Annotated in this window: 18 protein-coding genes and 2 tRNA genes; 9 read left to right on the top strand and 11 right to left on the bottom strand. The window is 65.3% G+C overall.

Annotated features, from left to right (window positions below; translation table 11 throughout):
* Positions 1-2: 2 nt before the first annotated feature.
* Positions 3-998, top strand: a complete 996-nt coding sequence (locus tag ACYAF3_RS19985) for an ABC transporter ATP-binding protein (protein ID WP_003109170.1) — start codon at positions 3-5, stop codon at positions 996-998.
* The gene (locus tag ACYAF3_RS19980; RefSeq protein WP_016852626.1) at positions 998-1,648 is read left to right on the top strand and encodes an HAD family hydrolase; all 651 of its coding nucleotides are present in this window, start codon (positions 998-1,000) and stop codon (positions 1,646-1,648) included. Before ACYAF3_RS19985 ends, ACYAF3_RS19980 begins: the two co-directional genes overlap by 1 nt.
* Positions 1,649-1,708: 60 nt before the next feature.
* Here the strand turns inward: ACYAF3_RS19980 and ACYAF3_RS19975 are convergent, their stop codons facing one another.
* A complete protein-coding gene (locus tag ACYAF3_RS19975; protein ID WP_004345021.1) occupies positions 1,709-2,671 on the bottom strand; it encodes an NAD(P)H-quinone oxidoreductase in 963 nt (320 codons plus the stop codon).
* 129 nt (positions 2,672-2,800) lie between these two features.
* On the opposite strand from ACYAF3_RS19975, the gene ACYAF3_RS19970 reads away from it, so the two are divergent.
* On the top strand, positions 2,801-4,897 hold the full coding sequence (locus ACYAF3_RS19970; RefSeq protein ID WP_003091593.1) for a carboxy terminal-processing peptidase: 2,097 nt from the start codon (positions 2,801-2,803) through the stop codon (positions 4,895-4,897).
* Between the two features lie 95 nt (positions 4,898-4,992).
* Positions 4,993-6,714, top strand: coding sequence for a bifunctional diguanylate cyclase/phosphodiesterase (locus tag ACYAF3_RS19965; RefSeq protein ID WP_034007793.1), 1,722 nt, complete (start codon positions 4,993-4,995; stop codon positions 6,712-6,714).
* Between the two features lie 40 nt (positions 6,715-6,754).
* Here ACYAF3_RS19965 and ACYAF3_RS19960 read toward each other — a convergent pair whose 3' ends face one another.
* Genes ACYAF3_RS19960 through ACYAF3_RS19950 form a run of 3 tightly spaced genes read right to left on the bottom strand, consistent with a single transcriptional unit; the run spans position 6,755 to position 7,903 of the window.
* Positions 6,755-7,234, bottom strand: coding sequence for a tetratricopeptide repeat protein (locus tag ACYAF3_RS19960; RefSeq protein WP_003091595.1), 480 nt, complete (start codon positions 7,232-7,234; stop codon positions 6,755-6,757).
* A complete protein-coding gene (locus ACYAF3_RS19955) occupies positions 7,224-7,589 on the bottom strand; it encodes a hypothetical protein (protein WP_003114793.1) in 366 nt (121 codons plus the stop codon). Before ACYAF3_RS19955 ends, ACYAF3_RS19960 begins: the two co-directional genes overlap by 11 nt.
* A 2-nt stretch (positions 7,590-7,591) precedes the next feature.
* On the bottom strand, positions 7,592-7,903 hold the full coding sequence (locus ACYAF3_RS19950) for a helix-turn-helix domain-containing protein (protein WP_003114792.1): 312 nt from the start codon (positions 7,901-7,903) through the stop codon (positions 7,592-7,594).
* Positions 7,904-8,006: 103 nt separating this feature from the next.
* Here ACYAF3_RS19950 and ACYAF3_RS19945 point away from each other — a divergent pair, with 103 nt between their 5' ends.
* Positions 8,007-8,753, top strand: coding sequence for a substrate-binding periplasmic protein (locus ACYAF3_RS19945; protein ID WP_105248328.1), 747 nt, complete (start codon positions 8,007-8,009; stop codon positions 8,751-8,753).
* Here ACYAF3_RS19945 and ACYAF3_RS19940 read toward each other — a convergent pair.
* From ACYAF3_RS19940 to ACYAF3_RS19925, 4 genes are all read right to left on the bottom strand, one after another.
* The gene (locus tag ACYAF3_RS19940) at positions 8,741-9,172 is read right to left on the bottom strand and encodes a YkvA family protein (RefSeq protein WP_023111520.1); all 432 of its coding nucleotides are present in this window, start codon (positions 9,170-9,172) and stop codon (positions 8,741-8,743) included. The genes ACYAF3_RS19945 and ACYAF3_RS19940 overlap by 13 nt on opposite strands.
* 370 nt (positions 9,173-9,542) lie before the next feature.
* On the bottom strand, positions 9,543-10,304 hold the full coding sequence (locus tag ACYAF3_RS19935; protein WP_003091600.1) for an FKBP-type peptidyl-prolyl cis-trans isomerase: 762 nt from the start codon (positions 10,302-10,304) through the stop codon (positions 9,543-9,545).
* A 256-nt stretch (positions 10,305-10,560) separates the two neighbouring features.
* A tRNA-Asp gene (locus ACYAF3_RS19930) sits at positions 10,561-10,637 on the bottom strand.
* 16 nt (positions 10,638-10,653) lie between these two features.
* Positions 10,654-10,729 (bottom strand) — tRNA-Val (locus tag ACYAF3_RS19925).
* A 164-nt stretch (positions 10,730-10,893) separates the two neighbouring features.
* On the opposite strand from ACYAF3_RS19925, the gene rdgC reads away from it, so the two are divergent.
* From rdgC to ACYAF3_RS19905, 4 genes are all read left to right on the top strand, one after another.
* Positions 10,894-11,814, top strand: a complete 921-nt coding sequence (rdgC, locus tag ACYAF3_RS19920) for a recombination-associated protein RdgC (RefSeq protein ID WP_003091601.1) — start codon at positions 10,894-10,896, stop codon at positions 11,812-11,814.
* Positions 11,815-11,900: 86 nt separating this feature from the next.
* Positions 11,901-12,836, top strand: a complete 936-nt coding sequence (locus tag ACYAF3_RS19915) for a bile acid:sodium symporter family protein (protein WP_003452887.1) — start codon at positions 11,901-11,903, stop codon at positions 12,834-12,836.
* A 139-nt stretch (positions 12,837-12,975) separates the two neighbouring features.
* Positions 12,976-13,290: a quaternary ammonium compound efflux SMR transporter SugE gene (gene sugE, locus ACYAF3_RS19910; protein ID WP_003091603.1), complete on the top strand. Its 315-nt coding sequence runs from the start codon at positions 12,976-12,978 to the stop codon at positions 13,288-13,290.
* Positions 13,291-13,504: 214 nt separating this feature from the next.
* Positions 13,505-13,714, top strand: coding sequence for a cold-shock protein (locus tag ACYAF3_RS19905; RefSeq protein ID WP_003091604.1), 210 nt, complete (start codon positions 13,505-13,507; stop codon positions 13,712-13,714).
* Positions 13,715-13,774: 60 nt separating this feature from the next.
* Here ACYAF3_RS19905 and ACYAF3_RS19900 read toward each other — a convergent pair whose 3' ends face one another.
* The 3 genes from ACYAF3_RS19900 to ACYAF3_RS19890 form a co-directional block, all read right to left on the bottom strand.
* Positions 13,775-15,649 (bottom strand): MFS transporter, encoded by a 1,875-nt coding sequence (locus tag ACYAF3_RS19900; protein ID WP_003091605.1) that lies wholly within the window; start codon positions 15,647-15,649, stop codon positions 13,775-13,777.
* Positions 15,650-15,823: 174 nt separating this feature from the next.
* Positions 15,824-17,989 carry a TonB-dependent receptor family protein gene (locus ACYAF3_RS19895; RefSeq protein WP_003091606.1) on the bottom strand — a complete coding sequence of 722 codons (2,166 nt, stop codon included), beginning with the start codon at positions 17,987-17,989 and terminating at the stop codon, positions 15,824-15,826.
* Between the two features lie 96 nt (positions 17,990-18,085).
* A complete protein-coding gene (locus ACYAF3_RS19890) occupies positions 18,086-18,940 on the bottom strand; it encodes an AraC family transcriptional regulator (protein WP_003115566.1) in 855 nt (284 codons plus the stop codon).
* Positions 18,941-18,999 lie beyond the last annotated feature (59 nt).

Genomic DNA, 18,999 nt, shown 5'->3' with positions numbered 1-18,999 from the left:
TCATGTCGTTCGTCAGCGTCGAACAGCTCGACAAGAGCTACGGTGCCACCAGCATCTTCCGCGATATCGACTTCGCCGCCGCCCGCGGCGAGTTCGTCACCCTGCTCGGCCCCAGCGGCTGCGGCAAGTCCACCCTGCTGCGCTGCATCGCCGGGCTGACCGAGGTCGACAGCGGGCGCATCCTCATCGACGGCGAGGATGTGGTGCCTTTGCCGCCGCAGAAGCGCGGGATCGCCATGGTGTTCCAGAGCTACGCGCTGTTCCCCAACATGACCGTGCAACAGAACGTCGCCTTCGGCCTGCGCATGCAGAAGGTGCCGGCGGCGGAACTGAAGCAGCGGGTCGCCGAAGCCATCGAACTGGTGGAACTGGGCGAGTACGCCGCACGCTACCCGCACCAACTCTCCGGCGGCCAGTGCCAGCGCGTGGCGCTGGCCCGCTCGCTGGTGACGCGCCCGCGCCTGCTGCTGCTCGACGAGCCGCTGTCGGCCCTCGACGCGCGCATCCGCAAGCACCTGCGCGAACAGATCCGCCGCATCCAGCAGGAGCTGGGGCTAACCACGGTGTTCGTCACCCATGACCAGGAGGAAGCGCTGACCCTGTCCGACCGCATCGTCCTGATGAACGCCGGACGCATCGTCCAGAGCGGCGACGCGGAGACCCTCTACACCGCGCCGGAAAACGCCTTCGCCGCCGGCTTCATCGGCAACTACAACCTGCTCGACGCCGAACAGGCCAGCCGCCTGCTCGGCCAGCCCTGCGCGCAACAGGTGGCGATCCGCCCGGAATCCCTGCGCCTGGGCAACGAACCGAGCGAAGGCGTGCCGGCGCTGGTACGCTCGCACAGTCTGCTCGGCAACGTGATCCGTTACCGCGTCGAGGCCGCCGGGGTGGAACTCACCGTCGACGTCCTCAACCGCAGCGCAGACCGCCTGTATCCGGCCGGCAGTCAGCTGACGCTGGTCATCGATCGCAACAGTATTCGAGAGGTAGCTTGATGAGCCTGGTGATCTTCGACCTGGACGAGACCATGATCCACGGCGACTGCTCCAGCCTGTGGAGCCAGCGCATGGCGAGTCTCGGCTGGGTCGACGAATCCTTCGTCCGCCACGACGCCGAACTGATGGAGCAGTACGCCGAAGGCAAGCTGTCCATGGACCTGTACATGGACTACACCCTGCAACCGCTGATCGGTCGCAGCGTCGAGGAAGTCGAGCGGGAAGTGGAGGCCTACGTCGAGGAGGTCATCGAGCCGCTGATCTACAGCGACGCCTGCGCCTGCCTGGCGCGCCACCGCAGCGCCAACGACCGGGTGCTGATCGTCTCCGCATCCGGGGTGCACCTGGTCAAGCCGATCGCGGCGCGGATCGGCGTCGACGAAGTCCTCGCCATCGATCTCGAAGTGCTCGACGGACACTACACCGGCCGCACCCTCGGCACCCTCACCTATCGCGAAGGCAAGGTATTGCGTCTGCTCGACCTGCTGGAAGGAGACGATCGCCAACTGGCCGACGCCTGGTTCTATTCGGACTCGCGCAACGACCTGCCGCTGCTGAAGCTGGTCGGCCATCCGAACACGGTCAATCCGGACCCGACCCTGCTCGCCTACGCCAAGGAAATGGGCTGGCCGGTCAACGCCTGGCGCTGACAGGCTCGCTGCGAAAGCGCGAGCGGATCGCGCTTTCCATCGCGTCGCCGAAGCGGCCCTTCAGGCCAGCGACGGGTCCACCACCAGCACGACCTTGCCCTGCACCTGGTTGCTCGCCAACGCCTCGAACGCCGCCTCGGCGTCGACGATCGGGAAGGTTCGCTCCAGCTGCGCGCGGAGTTTCCCGGCGGAGAACAATGGCCAGACCTTCAACCCCAGTTCGGCGATCAACTGCGCCTTGAACTCGGCATCACGGGTACGCAGGGTCGAGCCGGTCAACTGGATGCGTTTGCCTAGCAGTTGAGCCAGGTCCAGTTGCGCCTCGCGGCCGCCCATCAGGCCGATGATCACCCAGCGCCCGTCGCGCCGCAGCAACTCCAGGTTCAACCCGGCATAGCGGGCGCCGACCGGATCGAGGATCACGTCGAACGGGGCGAAATCGCGCAGCGATTCCAGGCTCTGCTTGCGCAGCACGCCGCCGGCGGCGCCCAGGGATTCGCAGTAGGCCAGGCGTTCGGCGGAACCGACGCTGACCCAGCAGGGGTTGCCGAACGCCTTGCACAATTGGATGCCGGCCGAACCGACGCCGCTGGCGCCGGCGTGCAGCAGCACTTTCTCGCCGGGCTGCAACGCCGCCAACTGGAACAGGTTCAGCCAGGCCGTGGCGTAGACCTCCGGAATCCCCGCCGCCTCCGCCAGGCTCAGCCCTGCCGGGACCGGCAGTACGTGGCGCGCGTCCACCACCACTTCCTCGGCCATGCCGCCGCCGGCGAGCAGCGCGCAGACCCGGTCGCCGACCTGCCAGGTGCTGCCCGCGCCCACCTCGCTGACCACACCCGCACACTCGAGCCCCAGCGCCGGGCTGGCGCCGGGTGGCGGCGGGTAGAGCCCGGCCTTCTGCAACAGGTCGGCGCGGTTGAGTCCGGCGGCCGCCACGCGGATGCGGATTTCGCCCTGACCGCAGGACGGGGCGGCGATTTCCGACCACTCGACACGACCTTCGATACCTTGCAATGCGTTCACGCTGCCTCCATAGTGGGGTTGTCACGGCCCGATCACCCAGAGTCGGGCTTTTTGCATTGCGCCAAGGGAACCCGGCGCCGGCTAATAAGGCCTAATATGCGTCATTACTCCGCGATCAGTCGAATCAGCATGAAGCGTTTTCTGCCCCGTACCGCCCTGTTGCTCCTCCTCGGCGCCAGTTCGCTGCCGCTGTTCGCCTCGACCGCCGTCTCCGTCGGCAGCGCCCAGAATTCCTGGGACAGCCTGCAGCCGGACCGCGAGCAGGTCATCGCCAGCCTCAACGTGGTGGAACTGCTCAAGCGGCACCACTACAACAAGCCGCCGCTGAACGATGAACGCTCGGCCAAGATCTACGACAGCTACCTGAAGATGCTCGATCCGGCGCGGATGTACTTCACCGCCGGCGACATCGCCGAGTTCGATCGCTGGCGCAACAGGTTCGACGACTTCCTCAAGAGCGGCGACCTCGATCCCGGCTTCGTCATCTACAAGCGCCACCTCGACCGCCTGAAAGGTCGGCTCGACTACGCCCTGGCGATGCTCGACAAGGGCGTCGACAAGATCGACTTCAGCGTCGACGAGAGCCTGCTGATCGACCGCGAAAAGGCCCCCTGGGCGAAGGACACCGCAGAGCTCGACGACCTCTGGCGCAAGAAGGTGAAGGACGAGGTCCTGCGCCTGAAGATCACCGGCAAGGACGACAAGGCGATCCAGGAACAGCTCACCAAGCGCTACAAGAACCAGCTGTCGCGCCTGAAGCAGACCCGCAGCGAAGACATCTTCCAGGCCTACATCAACGCCTTCGCCCAGTCCTACGATCCGCACACCCAGTACCTGTCGCCGGACAACGCGGAAAACTTCGACATCAACATGAGCCTCTCGCTGGAAGGCATCGGCGCGGTGCTGCAGAGCGACAACGACTACGTCAAGGTCGTACGCCTGGTGCCGGCCGGCCCGGCGGCGAAGAGCAAGCAGATCGCCACCTCCGACAAGATCATCGGCGTCGCCCAGGGCAAGGGCGAAATGGTCGACGTGGTCGGCTGGCGCCTGGATGAAGTGGTCAAGCTGATCCGTGGGCCGAAAGGTTCCCAGGTACGCCTGGAAGTGATTCCGGCGAGCAACGCGCCGAACGACCAGACCAGCAAGATCGTCGCCATCACCCGCGAGGCGGTGAAGCTGGAGGACCAGGCGGCGAAGAAATCCATCATCAAGGTCGACCACGAAGGCCGCAGCTACAAGCTCGGCGTGATCGACCTGCCGGCCTTCTACCTGGACTTCAAGGCCTACCGCGCCGGCGACCCGAACTACAAGAGCACCACCCGCGACGTGAAGAAGCTGGTCGCCGAATTGCAGAAGGACAAGGTCGACGGCATCGTCCTCGACCTGCGCAACAACGGCGGCGGCTCCCTGCAGGAGGCCACCGAGCTGACCGGCCTGTTCATCGACCAGGGCCCGACCGTACTAGTGCGCAACAGCGACGGCCGCGTCGACGTGCTCAACGACGACGAAGGCAAGGCCTTCTATACCGGCCCGCTGGCCGTGCTGGTCAACCGTCTCTCGGCCTCCGCCTCGGAGATCTTCGCCGGCGCCATGCAGGACTACCACCGCGCGCTGATCCTCGGTGGACAGACCTTCGGCAAGGGCACCGTGCAGACCATCCAGCCGCTCAACCACGGCGAACTGAAGCTGACCCTGGCGAAGTTCTACCGTGTCTCCGGGCAGAGCACCCAGCACCAGGGCGTGATCCCGGACATCAGCTACCCGTCCATCGTCGACGACAAGGAAATCGGCGAAAGCGCCCTGCCCGACTCGATGCCCTGGGACACCATCCGCCCGGTGGTGAAGGACGAGGCCAACCCGTTCAAGCCGTTCCTCGCGCAACTCAAGGCCCAGCACGACGCACGCACCGAGAACAACGCCGACTTCGTCTACGCCCGCGAGCGCCTGGCGCTGGCCCAGGAGCTGATGAAGGAGAAGACCGTCAGCCTGAACGAGGCCAAGCGCCGCGCCCAGCAGACCAGCATCGAGAACCGCCAGTTGGCCATGGAGAACGCCCTGCGCAAGTCCAAGGGCCAGGAGCCGCTGAAGGAACTCAAGCGAGAGGACGAGAACGCCCTGCCGGAAGAGGACGACAAGACCAAGCCGCAGGACGACGCCTACCTCACCGAGTCCGGGCACATCCTGCTGGACTACCTGAACCTCAACTCGGCGGTGGCCAAGCACTGAGTTCAGCGGGAGCGTCATAAAACAGTCATGGGACTGTCGTGAAATACGGGGCCGGTTGCACAACCGGCCCTTTTTCATTGCGACGAGAGCGTTCCATGACCGTCACCGAGCAGTTGAGCGCCCTGGACAGCATCCTGGCCCACGGCGACCTGCACTGCCTGTTCCAGCCCATCCTCTCGCTTTCCGAACGGCGCCTGGTCGGCTACGAAGCGCTGACCCGCGGTCCGTCCAACAGCCCGCTGCACTCGCCCCTGGCGTTGTTCGCCGTGGCCCGCCAATGCGGACGGCTGAGCGAACTGGAACTGCTCTGCCGACAACGCGCCTTCAGCCGCTTCCGCGACATCCAGGGCGACGCCATGCTGTTCCTCAACGTCTCCCCGGAGTCCCTCCTCGAAGCCGGCCATCCGCCCGGCCGCACCCTGCAATTGCTGCAACAGCTGGGGATCTCGCCGAACCGGGTGGTGATCGAACTGACCGAACAGACCCCCATCGACGACTTCGACCTGCTCGACACCGCGCTGCACCACTATCGCGCCATGGGCTTCTCCATCGCCCTCGACGACCTCGGCGCTGGCTACTCCAGCCTGCGCCTGTGGTCGGAACTGCGTCCGGACTACGTGAAGATCGACCGCCACTTCGTCGACGGCATCCACCTGGACACCGTGAAACGCGAGTTCGTCGGCTCCATCCTGAAGATGGCCAGGGCCTCTCGCGCCCAGGTCATCGCCGAAGGCATCGAACTGCCCGAGGAACTGGCGGTGCTTAGCGAGATGGGGGTCGACCTGGTGCAAGGCTATCTGTTCGGCCGCCCGCAGGAACACCCGGCGAGCGACGTACAACAGATGCTGCCCAGCGCTGGCGCCCCCAGCCAGTCATCCGGCGACGAGCACGGCGACCTGCGTGCGCTGCTGCTGGAACAGCGCGCGGTCGACGTTCGCACCTCGACCCAGGAAGTGGTGGAAATCTTCCGTCACCAGGCCAACCTGAACTCCCTGGCGATCCTCGACGAAGAAGGGCGTCCCATCGGCATCGTCCATCGCCACGCGCTCACCGACGCCTTGCTCCGGCCCTTCGCCTGCGACCTGTTCCTGCGCAAGCCGATCAGCCGCCTGATGAGCGACGATTTTCTCGCCGTGGAACTCGGCCAGACCCTGCAGCAGGTCAGCCGCCTGCTGACTAGCCGCGCACGCCAGCGTATCGAGGAAGATTTCATCGTCACCCGCGGCGGGCACTATGCGGGCATGGGCCGGGTGATCGACGTGCTCAGGCTGATCACCGAGGAAAAGCTCCAGCAGGCGCGGCACGCCAATCCGCTCACCTTGCTTCCCGGCAACGTGCCGATCCAGCAATGCCTCGAACGCCTGCTGCAACAAAGGCGCGAGGCGGTGATCTGCTACATCGACGTCGACAGCTTCAAACCCTTCAACGATCTCTACGGCTACGCCCGCGGCGACGAGGTCCTGCTGTGCCTGGCACAGTGCCTGAGCGAACGGATCGACCCGGGCAGCGACTTCGTCGGCCACATCGGCGGCGACGACTTCATGCTGGTGCTCGGCCCCGAGGACTGGCGCACACGGATCGACCGATTGCTGGAAACCTTCCAGAGCCAATGCCGACGCTTCTACAGCCGCGAGCACCTGGAAGCCGGCTGTTTCGTTGCACACAATCGCCATGGCCAGCGCGAGGAGTACCCGCTGCTGTCATTGTCCGTCGGCGTGGTGCATCTACCGGCCGAAGCCTGCCAGGGAATGGATGCCGCGCACCTGGCGACGCTGGCCTCCGAGGCCAAGCGCCAGGCCAAGGCGCTGCCAGGCTAAAGCCTGCACCTGATCGAGGCCGCCTGAACCGTTCGTTCAGCTATAGACCGAGCGCGGACGCCCGTTGCGCATAGTGCTCGGCGCGCTCGCTGTCCGGCGCCAGGCCCGGGCCTCCATCGCGGTAGAGTTCCGCCAGCTTGCGCGCCGCCAGCGGGTGGCCCGCCTCTGCCGCTTGCGCCCAGTGGCGGCTGGCTGCCAGCGCGTCGGGCGCTTGCCGGCTGTCGCCCTTGAGCGCCTGCACGCCGAGCTGGTAGGCCGCTTTCCCATCGCCCGCGCTGGCAGCCAGGCGCAGCAGGCGCAGGCCCTCCTCGCGCGCGCCGAAGCCCTGTCCACGGAACAGCAGCAGGTGACCGTAGAACGCCTGGGCGTCGCGGTGTCCGAGGTTGGCCATGCGCGAGAACTGCCCCTGCATCCACTGCCAGGCTCGCGGCTGCTTGACCAGCCAGGGCCAGCCCAGCAACTGCCGGGCCACGCCGTAACCGAGGCGGGCGCGCAGGCGCCAGATCCATTCAGAGTTCATCGGGATACTCGAATTCGAAGACACGGACCACTTCCGCCGCATGCCAGCCAGCCGCGGCCGGGCCGTCCGGCGGACCGGAAAAACGCCCGAGGCGCTCCACGCACTCGAAGAAACCGGTGCGCGGCAAGCGGCTTGCGCCCTGGCTGATGACCAGCGAACTGCGCAACGGACGCCCCGAGCGCGCATCCAGCGATGCCAGGTGCTCGAGAGCCGCGGTGAGGGTGGTCATCGCCGGAGTCGGCAGTTGCAGGCGCTCGATCAGCGCCCGGTAGGTGAGCAGATGACGCTGGCGACGCGCATCTTCGATTTCCAGCAGCAGGCTATCCCAGTGTTTACGGCTGATCAGCACACTCAAGGTCAGGCCCCCGTCGCTTTGCCCAGCACACGCTCCAGGGCGAACAGGATGGCCTCGCTGGCCTCGCGTTCGCCGCGTTCGATCATCGCCATATAGGAAGGACTGATACCGACCTCCCGGGCCACCTGTTCCAGGCTCAGGCCGCGCGCCTCGCGGCGCTCCAGCAGACTCGCGGAAGGCGGCGCCGGCGCGGTCGTCTCCACCGCGACACTGGCGGCCGGGCGACCAGCGGCGGCCAGCAACGCCTGGTATTCGGCCCAGGGCAACACCGCGTATTCCGCCTCGCCGTCTCGCGTGATCACTTGGACATTCATGTCGGTCTCCTTGCAAGCCGCCATCTTATCAGGCACAGCGCCGCTGCGGACTGGCTATACTGCTGCCCTGGTCACACAGTCTGCCTGGTGGAGGAGCCCACGGGTGCGCCGGAGAAGTCTTGGTTTGTGCATCCTGCTGGGAGTCGGACAGGCCTTCGCCGGCGAGCTGCGCTGGGGCTTCAGCCCCGCCGACGGCATGCCCTACGTGGACATCGTCGACCACCAGCTGCAAGGCGGCTTCACCCGCCAGTTGGGGGAGCGGGTCGCGCAGCGGCTGGGATTGTCGCTGCGTTTCGTGGAAACGCCGAACCGAAGGATCGACGGCTTCATGGCCAGCGGACATATTCACGTGATCTGCAACTCCAACCCCGGATGGGATAGCAAACCCGAACGCTACCATTGGTCTCCTGCCCTCTTCGAAGAGCAGGACGTCCTGCTGCAGCGCGACGACCGTCCGGCGATCCGCGACTTCGCCGAGCTGCGCGGCAAGACCCTGGGTACAAGTCTAGGCTATGTCTACGCGGACAATCTCATGCAGGCCTTCGCTGCCGGGGAAATTCGCCGCGAAGATACCCGCGACCTGGCCAGTCGCGTGCAGATGCTCAAGCGTTCGCGCCTGGACGCCGCGGTGGACATGCGCCGCCCGCTGCTCTACCTGACGCGCCAGCATCCCGAGCTGGGCCTGAGCGTCAGTCCGCTGGTACTGCAGAGCTATCGGATGCACTGCATCTATGGCGGACAACTGCCGGTCCCCGTCGAAAGTATGGACCGGGTGCTCGACGAGATGGTCAGGGACGGCAGCATCGAGCGCCTGCTGGAAAACAGCCTGCGAGCGCCTCAGGAACCCTGAACGCGCTCCGCCCTGGGAGCCGGCAGCTCTCGCAGCGCCTGCTGCGTCTCGACGGCCTGGGCGTCGCGCCAGACCTTGAAGGCATCCAGCTCGGACTGCCAGCGACGCACTACCCAGGCCAGGACGGCGAGATCGTCGAGCAGGCCGATACCGAAGATGAAGTCGGGGACGATATCCACCGGCGAAAGGAAATAGGCCAGCGCCGCGATCACCGAGAGCAACGCCTGGCGGCTGAGTCCGCGGTATTCGCCGCGAACCCAGGCCACCAGCAGTTCCTGCAGCAGGCGCAGGTCGCTCTTCACCAGCTTCAGGCGCGAGCGCTTGCGTGCTACCGCAATCAACAAGGCGGGCACCCGGCCACGGGCCAGGAAACGTTCCGCGATCCCCAGGTAACGACTGAATCCTCGTGGTGCATCCATCCTTCCACCTCGCTCAAGCGCTTGCCGCCGAGGCTCTCCGGGTTATCCACGCATACTGTGGATAACCTTGTGAACAGCCCCCCCTTCCGTCGGCGAGAAGCCCGTCGCTACAGGCTTTCCGACAGATCGGACACTTTTTAGACAATGCTCTAAAAGCATTGAAAATCAAGGGTTTGACCTAGCGCAACGGACAACCCGAGGTCAATACCGTAGGTCGGGTCGACGTGCGACAAATGTGTGCATAAGGGTAACACCGGCCGTGCCCTCGACCTGTTTTTCAGACCCTCGCGGCAGCGCCTGGGTTCAGCCGAATCCGCAAATGAAAACGCCCCGTCATGGACGGGGCGTTTCATGCATCGCGGCGGAAGAATTACTTCTTCGCGTCCGCCTTGGCTTCGGGCTGCGCTGCGGCACCGGCCTCGGGCTCCGCGTCCGGCTTGGACGGATCCTTGATGCCGAGCAGTTCCATGTCGAAGACCAGTACCGAGTTGGCCGGGATCGCCGGGCTCGGGCTCTGCGCGCCGTAGGCCAGCTCGCTGGGGATGTACAGCTTGATCTTCTCGCCGACATGCATCAGTTGCAGGGCTTCGACCCAACCCGGGATCACGCCGCTGACCGGCAGGTCGATCGGGCTGCCGCGCTCGATGGAGCTGTCGAAGACGGTGCCATCGGTCAGGCGGCCTTCGTAGTGGACGGTCACCACGTCGGTGGCCTTCGGTTGCGGGCCATCGGCCTTCTTCACGATTTCGTACTGGAGGCCGGAAGCGGTGGTGGTCACGCCGTCGCGCTTGCCGTTTTCCTCGAGGAATTTCTTGCCGGCCTTGGCGTTTTCGTCGCCGATGGCGGCCATGCGCTCCTCGGCACGTTTCTGCAGGAAGGCGAAGGCTTCGGTCAGCTCTTCATCGGTGAGCTGCTGCTTCTTCTTGCCGAGGGCGTCTTCGATGCCCTTGGCGACGGCTTTCGAATCCAGGTCGTCCATGCCTTCCTGGGACAGGCTCTTGCCCATGTTCAGGCCGATACCATAGGAAGCTTTCTGCGCCGGGGTCTTCAACTCAACGTTGGTCTGCGAATCGCAGCCGGAGAGAACCAGACCGACCAGTGCGATCGCTGCTGCCAACCGATGTTGTTTCATGCTGAGTCCTTTAATCTGTTCGCCGCTCGGGCATATTCGATGAAGCCGCGAGCTTAGCAGGCTGTCGCGACCAGTGGCTATGGGCAATAGGAACAGGTGCGCGCGGATAAGTTCAAGGCCGAACTTTCCGAAAAATGAAGGAGATAGCAGAACGAACGCGCGGAACGAGGACAGAAGAACAGCGGAAAGGAAGCGTCGAAAAACGTCGAATTATGAAGCGGGAAGGAAGCGCAAGAGATACAGCGAAGGAAGGAAATGGCGCAGCGGACGGGACTCGAACCCGCGACCCCCGGCGTGACAGGCCGGTATTCTAACCGACTGAACTACCGCTGCGCGTAACTTGCGAGATTGGTGGGTGATGACGGGATCGAACCGCCGACCCTCTGCTTGTAAGGCAGATGCTCTCCCAGCTGAGCTAATCACCCTTCACTCTCGAAGTGGGGCGCATTCTACGGAGCGATTCGGCCCCTGGCAAGCCCCTCGATGAAAAAAATTTTCTGCCGTTCCAAGGAGTTAGCGACGGACCGGGGTTGGCCTGAGCCGCCAGCGGCGGAATAATGGGTCCTTTGTGCCCGGAGAGAACGACCCCATGTGGTTCCGCAATCTGCTCGTCTACCGCCTCACCCAGGATCTGCAACTGGATGCCGATTCCCTCGAGAAAGCCCTCGGCGAAAAACCCGCCCGCCCCTGCGCCAGCCAGGAGCTGACCACCTACGGCTTCACCGCGCCGTTCGGCAAAGGCCCGGACGCACCGCTGGTACACGTCAGCCAGGACTTCTTCCTGATCTCGGCACGCAAGGAAGAGCGCATCCTGCCGGGCAGCGTCGTGCGTGACGCACTGAAGGAAAAGGTCGACGAGATCGAAGCCCAGCAGATGCGCAAGGTCTACAAGAAGGAACGCGACCAGTTGAAGGACGAGATCGTCCAGACCCTGCTGCCGCGTGCTTTCATCCGCCGCTCCAGCACCTTCGCCGCGATCGCGCCAAGCCTCGGCCTGATCCTGGTCGACTCGGCCAGCGCGAAGAAGGCCGAAGACCTGCTCTCGACGCTGCGCGAAGCGCTCGGCTCCCTGCCGGTACGCCCGCTGAGCGTGAAGGTCGCGCCGACCGCGACCCTCACCGACTGGGTCAAGACCCAGGAAGCCGCCGGCGACTTCCACGTGCTCGACGAATGCGAGCTGCGCGACACCCACGAGGACGGCGGCGTGGTCCGTTGCAAGCGCCAGGACCTGACCAGCGAGGAAATCCAGCTGCATCTCACCGCCGGCAAGCTGGTCACCCAGTTGTCCCTGGCCTGGTCGGACAAGCTGTCCTTCGTCCTCGACGACAAGCTGGCGGTCAAGCGCCTGCGCTTCGAAGACCTGCTGCAGGAGCAGGCGGAAAAGGACGGCGGCGAAGACGCCCTCGGCCAGCTCGATGCCAGCTTCACCCTGATGATGCTGACCTTCGCCGAATTCCTTCCGGCGCTCTTCGAGGCCCTCGGCGGCGAAGAAATCCCCCAGGGCGTCTGACGCCCCGCTCTCCCGGCGGCGCCCGCCGCTGGGAGAGTCGCGCCCGGCATGGCAGACTGGCGGCCGTCCAATAACAAGGAAAGCCCATGCGTGCCCTGACCGCCCTGAGCCGTTTCGTCAGCGCCAGCTTCCCGTTCTGGGTCCTGCTGTTCGCCATCCTCGCCTTCTTCCGGCCGGCCTGGTTCCTCCCGCTCACCGTCGCCATCGCGCCGCTGCTCGGCCTGGTGATGTTCGGCATGGGCCTGACGCTCAAGGGCGAAGACTTCCGCGAGGTCGCCCGGCACCCCATACGGGTGCTGATCGGCGTGCTGGCCCAGTTCGTCATCATGCCCGGCCTGGCCTGGTTGCTCTGTCGCCTGTTGCAGTTGCCGGCGGAGATCGCGGTGGGCGTGATCCTGGTCGGCTGCTGCCCCGGCGGCACCGCTTCCAACGTGATGACCTGGCTGTCCCGTGGCGATGTCGCCCTGTCGGTGGCGATCACCTCGGTGACCACCCTGCTCGCCCCGCTGGTCACGCCGGCGCTGGTCTGGCTGCTGGCCTCGGCCTGGCTGCCGGTGTCGTTCGCGGCGATGTTCCTGTCGATCCTCCAGGTGGTGCTGGTGCCCATCGCCCTCGGCCTGCTGGCACAGCGCCTGCTCGGCGAGCGCACCCGACAGGTGGCGGAGGTGCTGCCGCTGGTCTCGGTATTCAGCATCGTGGTGATCATCGCCGCGGTGGTGGCCGCCAGCCAGGCGCGGATCGCCGAGTCCGGCCTGCTGATCATGGCCGTGGTGATGCTGCACAACGGCTTCGGCCTGTCGCTCGGCTATCTCACCGGCAAGCTGACCGGCATGCCGCTGGCACAGCGCAAGGCCCTGGCCATCGAAGTCGGCATGCAGAACTCGGGGCTCGGCGCGGCGCTGGCCAACGCCCATTTCTCGCCCCTGGCAGCGGTGCCCAGCGCGCTGTTCAGCGTCTGGCACAATCTCTCCGGTTCGCTGCTGGCCGCCCTGTTCCGGCGCATGGAAGATACGCCGCGTTGAACTGGGTCCCGGTCGGGAAGCCTTGTCCCGACCGATGAACCATGCAAAATACCGCACGCAGTGAGGACGACCTCACCACCCGCCTCCGGCCGGTGATCGAATGGGGACGGCCCCGCCACCCGTTGCCCTGGAGATCGCCATGTCCTGGATCATCCTGTTTTTCGCCGGCCTGTTCGAAGTGGGCTGGGCCGTTGGTCTGAAATACACCGAAGGCTTCAGCAAGCCGCTTCCCACGGTCCTCACGGCGCTCGCCATGCTGGTCAGCCTGGGCCTGCTCGGCCTGGCCATGAAGCACCTGCCGCTGGGCACCGCCTATGCCGTCTGGACCGGGGTCGGCGCGGTCGGCACGGTAATCGCCGGGATCGTCCTGTTCGGCGAATCTATGGCATTGCTGCGCCTGGCCAGCGTCGCGCTGATCGTCTGCGGACTGGTCGGCCTCAAGCTGAGCCATTAGACATCCATCGAATATGCTCCGAGGGGTATCGCTTTCCGCAGTTTTATCGCGTACTCTGCGACCACTGTGCTTGCTTGGGTCACAGTGAATCGTGACCTGGTGTGGTAGATCTCGGTCCGCTCATCGCCTCGGCTCCTCGTACTCTTTGCAACTCAGTACCTACCGGCTCGGATATTTCCGTCGCCGCAATCAACTTTGTTTCAGGAGTTACACCATGTCGAATCGTCAGAACGGCACCGTAAAATGGTTCAACGACGCCAAAGGCTTCGGCTTCATCACCCCGGAAAGCGGTAACGACCTGTTCGTTCACTTCCGTTCCATCCAGGGCACCGGCTTCAAGAGCCTGCAGGAAGGCCAGAAGGTTTCCTTCGTGGTCGTCAACGGCCAGAAAGGCCTGCAAGCCGACGAAGTACAAGTTATCTAACTTGTAGTTCGCCAAAAAAAGCCCCGGCATCGCCGGGGCTTTTTCGTTTCTGCGGATCGATCAACGAGCTTCGCCGCGCAAGCTCGTCACCCGCGCCTGCAGGTCGAGGCGCTCCACCGCCCCCGGCGCCACCGATTCGCCGGCCACCAGGCTTACCCGCGACCACAGGCGGCGGAAGAAGCCCTTGTTCGGGTCGCGGCTGAAGAAGCTGCCCCACAGGCCCTGCAGCGCCATGGGGATCACCGGAACCGGGGTTTCCTCGATGATCCGCTCGATCCCGGCGCGGAACTCATTCATCTCGCCGTCGGCGGTCAGCTTGCCCTCAGGGAAGATGCACACCAGCTCCCCGTCCCTCAGGTAGTCGGCGATGCGCTGGAAGGCGCGTTCGTAGATCCCTTCGTCCTCGTGGCGCGCCGCTATGGGCACCGCGCCGGCGGTGCGGAAGACGAAGTTGAGCACCGGCAGCGAGAAGATCCTGTAGTACATGACGAAGCGCACCGGCCGCCGGATCGAGCCGGCGATCAGCAGCGCGTCCACGTACGAGACGTGGTTGCACACCAGCACCGCCGCTCCCTCGTCCGGGATCGCCTCCAGGTTCACATGCCGGACCCGGTACATGGTGTGGCTGAGCAGCCAGACCAGGAAGCGCATGGTGAATTCCGGGACGATCTTGAAGATGTACACGTTCACCGCGACGTTCATCAGCGACAGGGCGAGAAACAGCTGCGGGATCGACAGCTTGGCGACGCTGAGGAAGAGGATCGAGACCAGCGCCGCGGCGACCATGAACAGGGCGTTGAGGATGTTGTTGGCGGCGATCACCCGGGCGCGCTTGTCTTCGTCGGTGCGCGCCTGGATCAGGGCGTACAGCGGTACGATGTAGAAGCCGCCGAAAATGCCGATGAACAGGATGTCGGCCAGCACCGCCCAGGTCTCATGGTGGCGCAGCACCGCCAGCCAGTCGTAGGGCGCCTCGCCTGGGGGAATGCCGCCGGCGTGCCACCAGAGGAGGATGCCGAAGACGGTCAGGCCGATCGAGCCGAACGGCACCAGGCCGATCTCCACCTTGCGACCGGAAAGCTTCTCGCACAGCATCGAGCCCAGCGCGATGCCCACCGAGAACACGGTGAGGATCAGGGTCACCACGCTTTCGTCGCCGTGCAGCCATTCCTTGGCGAAGGTCGGGATCTGCGTCAGGTAGACCGCGCCGAGGAACCAGAACCAGGAGTTGCCCACCAGCGAGCGCGAGACCGCCGGGCGCTGGCCGAGCCCCAGGCGGAGGATGCTCCAGGACTGGGCGAAGATGTTCCAGTCGAGCTTCAACCCCGGCAGCGCCGCCGCCGCTCGCGGAATGCCGCGGCTGGCCAGGTAGCCGCAGGCGGCCACCAGCACCACCGCGGTGGCCACCGCCGCCGCGTAATGCGCATGGGACATCAGCACGCCGGCGCCGATGGTGCCGGCCAGGATCGCCAGGAAGGTGCCCATCTCCACCAGCGCGTTGCCGCCGACCAGTTCGTCCTCGTGCAGGTGCTGGGGCAGGATCGAATACTTGACCGGGCCAAATAGCGCCGAGTGGGTGCCCATGGCGAACAGCGCGACGAACATCAGCGGCAGGCTGCCGAAGACGAAGCCGGCAGCGCCGACCAGCATGATGCCTACCTCGGCCAGCTTCAGCGCGCGCATCAGCGCGTCCTTGTTGTACTTCTCGCCGAACTGTCCGCCCAGTGCCGAGAACAGGAAGAACGGCAGGATGAACAGCAGTGCGCAGAGGTTGACCAGCAGGCTGCGGTCGCCGCTGACGCTGAGGTGATAGAGGATGGCGAGGATCAGCGACTGCTTGAAGATGTTGTCGTTGAAGGCGCCGAGCAGCTGGGTGATGAAGAACGGCAGGAAACGCCGCTTGCCCAGCAGGGCGAATTGCGAATGTTGGGTCATCGTCCTTGTTACCTTGCGTGGCCGCCGAAAGGAAGCCCGTCATCGATTGGACTGCATGGACCGCGGATCAGGCCACAGCGTTCCGATGGAAATTCCGCGCCCATCATAGAACAGGCGTCCGCGTTACCGCAGGACGCCTGTCGTCGGACGATGCGCCAAGTCGCATCCGAATATTCAGAAACCGACGCTGGCCTGCATGAACAGCGTTCGCGGCTGACCCACGTAGATTCCCGAATTGTTGTCGCTGGAGCGGGTGAAATACTGCTTGTCGAACAGGTTCTTCACCCCGAGTCCGAGCTTCAGGTTCGACGCCTGCGGGCCGAAGTCGTAGCCGACGCGGGCATTCCAGGTCACGTAGCCGGGAATGTCGCCGTACTGGCCGTCGGCGCTGGGCTCGGTGATGTAGTTGTGGGTGAAGTTGCCCTGGCTGTCGGTGCTCAGCCCTGGCGCGCGCTGCATGGACTGGGCGAAGGCGTCGAGGTTGTAGGTCCAGCGGTCGACCTCGTAGCGCACCCCGGCGGTGGCCACCTGGCGCGAGTAGAGCGGCAGGTCGCGCCCCTTGAAGGAGGGAATGTCGCCTTCGTAGGTGGCGCGGGTATAGGTGAGGCTGCCGTAGACCGACAGGCCGTCCAGGCGCGGATCGAGAGCGGCGAAGTCATAGTGGCCGGAAGTCTCGATGCCCTGGTGCTTGGTGGCGCCGAGGTTGGTCCAGCCGACGTCGTTGCTGACGTACTGCAGCTCGTCGTCGAAGTCGATGTAGAACAGCGTGATCTCGCCGCCCCAGCTGCCGTTGTCGTAGCGCGTGCCCAGTTCGTAGGTCTTGGCCTTCTCCGGCTCCAGGCCGGCGGCGGTATCGTTGCCGCTGCCGCCCTGGCCGAGCTGGAAATACTGCAGGCTGCCGAACGATTCGGAGTAGTTGGCGAACAGCTTCCACTCGTCGCTCAAGTGATACATCAGGCTCAGCGCCGGCAGCGGTTCGTTGTAGTCCTTGCTGCGCTTCTTCTCCTGCACCGGCTTGCCGTTCAGGCCGAGCACCGGGCGGTCGCGCCAGTCGCTGTCGATCTTCTCGAAGCGGATGCCGGGGGTGATGGTCCAGTTGCCGACATCGATCTTGTCGTCGATGTAGAAGGCGCTGGCCTCGGTACCGCCGGTACGGTCCTGGTAGGTATGGCCGTCCGAGCCGGGACGCACGGTCGGCACATTGTCGACCAGTGCCAGTTGGCTGGCACGCTCGTTCATCGCTTCCTTCAGGTAGCGGTAGCCGATGCCGATCTCCTGGGTGGTCGGGCCGGCGAAGAAGATCCGCGAGACCCGCGGCTCCACCGCGAACACATGGTAGTCGCGCGGGTACGAGGTGATGGTCCTGAGGTTGCGCGCGGCGATGCTGCTGCCGCGGAAACTGTCGCTGTAGTAGGTGAGCACCTCGAACTGGGTGAGGTCGTCGACCTGGCGGGTGTACTTCAGCGAGAAGTCCTTGCGCCGACCACGGAAATTGTCCCAGTCGCGTACCGACTGGAAGGGATCGTCGTCGTACTGCGCCTGGGTCAGGCCGCCCGGCATATCGGCGTAGGCGTCGTAGTAGTGGAAGTTGGCCGCCAACTGGTCGCTGTCGGTGAGCTGCCAATGGGTCTTGAGCAGCACGTCGTCGATATCGTTGTCGTTGTTGCCGTCGCGGTAGTCGGCGCCCTTCACCCCGGAATACAGCAGCGCCACGCCCAGGCCGTTGTCGGCGGTCCCGCCGAGGAACGCCTGGTTGAGCTTCTTCCAGCCGCCGTGGCCGGCATGCTCGATGGTAGTGCCGATTTCGCCGGAGAACTTCTCCGGAATCGCCCGGGTCACGAAGTTGATCACCCCGCCGACGTTCTGCGGGCCGTAGCGCACCGAGCCGGCGCCGCGCACGACGTCGATGCTCTCCAGGTTGCCGATGGACAGCGGCATCATCGACAGCTGCGGCTGGCCGTAGGGCGCCACCGCCGCCGGCACGCCGTCGATCATCACCGTCGAGCGCGGCGACAGGCGTGAAGTCAGGCCACGCACCCCGACGTTCAGGGAGATGTCGCTGCCGCCGGTACCGTTGTTGTCCTGCACTTGCACGCCGGGCACCTTGCGCAGCACGTCGCGGACGTTCTGCGCACCGCTCTCGAGCATTTCCCGACGACGCACCACGCTGCGCGCACCGGGATGGTTCTGCACCACCGCCTGGTCGGCTTCGCCCAGCCAGTCGCCGACCACGGTGACCGTGCCCAGCTCCTTGGCTTCCTCTTCGGCCTGCGCCGCCTGCATGGACACACCCAGCGCGATGGCGACGGCCAGGCGCGACAACGAACTCACGGACGACATCGAGGCTCCCCCAGGGACGCAGGAAAAAGTGGGGCGCAAAATTACGGCAAATCGTAAAGAACGTAAATACAAATGATTTGCAAATGTGAGCTTGACTTATTCGTAGATCGTCAAGGATGAGCGCGCGCAGGCCGAGCGGTATTCACCCGGTGCCACGCCGTAGGCCTGCTTGAACTGGCGACCGAGGTGGCTCTGGTCGGCGAAGCCCAGCTCCAGGGCCACCTCCAGCGGCGCCCGGCCGCTCTTGAGCAGTGCCCTGGCCTGCTCCAGGCGGCGCTGCCTGAGCCAGGCGTGGGGCGGCATGCCGGTGGCGCGACGGAAGACCCGGGCAAAATGGAACGGGGACAGATTGACCGCCGCCGCCAGTTCCTCCAGCGAAGGCGGATCGAGCAACCGCGCCGCCAGCAGTTCGCGGGCACGGGCCACCGCCAACGGCTCCTGCCCGGCCTTCGGCGCTTCTGGCAGACGGGCGTGGCGACGGAACAGGGCGAGCACCGTCTCACGCCAGCGGGTCTGGGTTTCCAGGCTGTCGGCATGCTCGGCCAGCAGGCGGTGCAAGTGGACGAAGGCGCGTGCCAGGGGCTGGTCGTGGATCACGCTGTCGGCGAAGCGCGGCACGCCGCCATGATGGATTTCCAGCTCGTCGAGAATCCCGTCGATCTGTTCCATTTCCGGGTAGTAGCCGCGATAGAGCCAACCGGCATCATGGGCCTTGGAGCCGGTGTGCACTTCGTCGGGGTTGATCAGCACCATGCTGCCCAGCGGGGCCAGGTGCTCGCCGCCACGATGGCGGAAGCGCTGCGCGCCCTGCTCGATGATGACCAGGGCGAAGCTGCTGTGCACGTGCGGCGCGAAGCGCTGCTCCACATAGCGCGCGTGCAGCAGTTCGACGCCGCCCAGTTCGGCGGCGCGCCAGAAATGCGTGTGTTCTCCGCTCGTCTCGTCCGGCACTGCCGTCTCCTCGTTCGCCCGTCCGGACGGGCCGCCCAGCATACCGCAGGAGCGACGGA

The sequence above is a fragment of the Pseudomonas sp. TZ252 genome (genome assembly GCF_056110345.1).
This window is presented reverse-complemented; position numbering and strand designations above follow the sequence as displayed.

Bases quoted from the DNA above. Each gene is read 5' to 3' on its own strand.
- ACYAF3_RS19985 (WP_003109170.1), top strand. From the start codon at position 3: ATGTCGTTCGTCAGCGTCGAACAGCTCGACAAGAGCTACGGTGCCACC.
- ACYAF3_RS19980 (WP_016852626.1), top strand. From the start codon at position 998: ATGAGCCTGGTGATCTTCGACCTGGACGAGACCATGATCCACGGCGAC.
- ACYAF3_RS19970 (WP_003091593.1), top strand. From the start codon at position 2,801: ATGAAGCGTTTTCTGCCCCGTACCGCCCTGTTGCTCCTCCTCGGCGCC.
- ACYAF3_RS19965 (WP_034007793.1), top strand. From the start codon at position 4,993: ATGACCGTCACCGAGCAGTTGAGCGCCCTGGACAGCATCCTGGCCCAC.
- ACYAF3_RS19960 (WP_003091595.1), bottom strand. From the start codon at position 7,234: ATGAACTCTGAATGGATCTGGCGCCTGCGCGCCCGCCTCGGTTACGGC.
- ACYAF3_RS19950 (WP_003114792.1), bottom strand. From the start codon at position 7,903: ATGAATGTCCAAGTGATCACGCGAGACGGCGAGGCGGAATACGCGGTG.
- ACYAF3_RS19940 (WP_023111520.1), bottom strand. From the start codon at position 9,172: ATGGATGCACCACGAGGATTCAGTCGTTACCTGGGGATCGCGGAACGT.
- ACYAF3_RS19935 (WP_003091600.1), bottom strand. From the start codon at position 10,304: ATGAAACAACATCGGTTGGCAGCAGCGATCGCACTGGTCGGTCTGGTT.
- rdgC (WP_003091601.1), top strand. From the start codon at position 10,894: ATGTGGTTCCGCAATCTGCTCGTCTACCGCCTCACCCAGGATCTGCAA.
- ACYAF3_RS19915 (WP_003452887.1), top strand. From the start codon at position 11,901: ATGCGTGCCCTGACCGCCCTGAGCCGTTTCGTCAGCGCCAGCTTCCCG.
- sugE (WP_003091603.1), top strand. From the start codon at position 12,976: ATGTCCTGGATCATCCTGTTTTTCGCCGGCCTGTTCGAAGTGGGCTGG.
- ACYAF3_RS19905 (WP_003091604.1), top strand. From the start codon at position 13,505: ATGTCGAATCGTCAGAACGGCACCGTAAAATGGTTCAACGACGCCAAA.
- ACYAF3_RS19900 (WP_003091605.1), bottom strand. From the start codon at position 15,649: ATGACCCAACATTCGCAATTCGCCCTGCTGGGCAAGCGGCGTTTCCTG.
- ACYAF3_RS19895 (WP_003091606.1), bottom strand. From the start codon at position 17,989: ATGTCGTCCGTGAGTTCGTTGTCGCGCCTGGCCGTCGCCATCGCGCTG.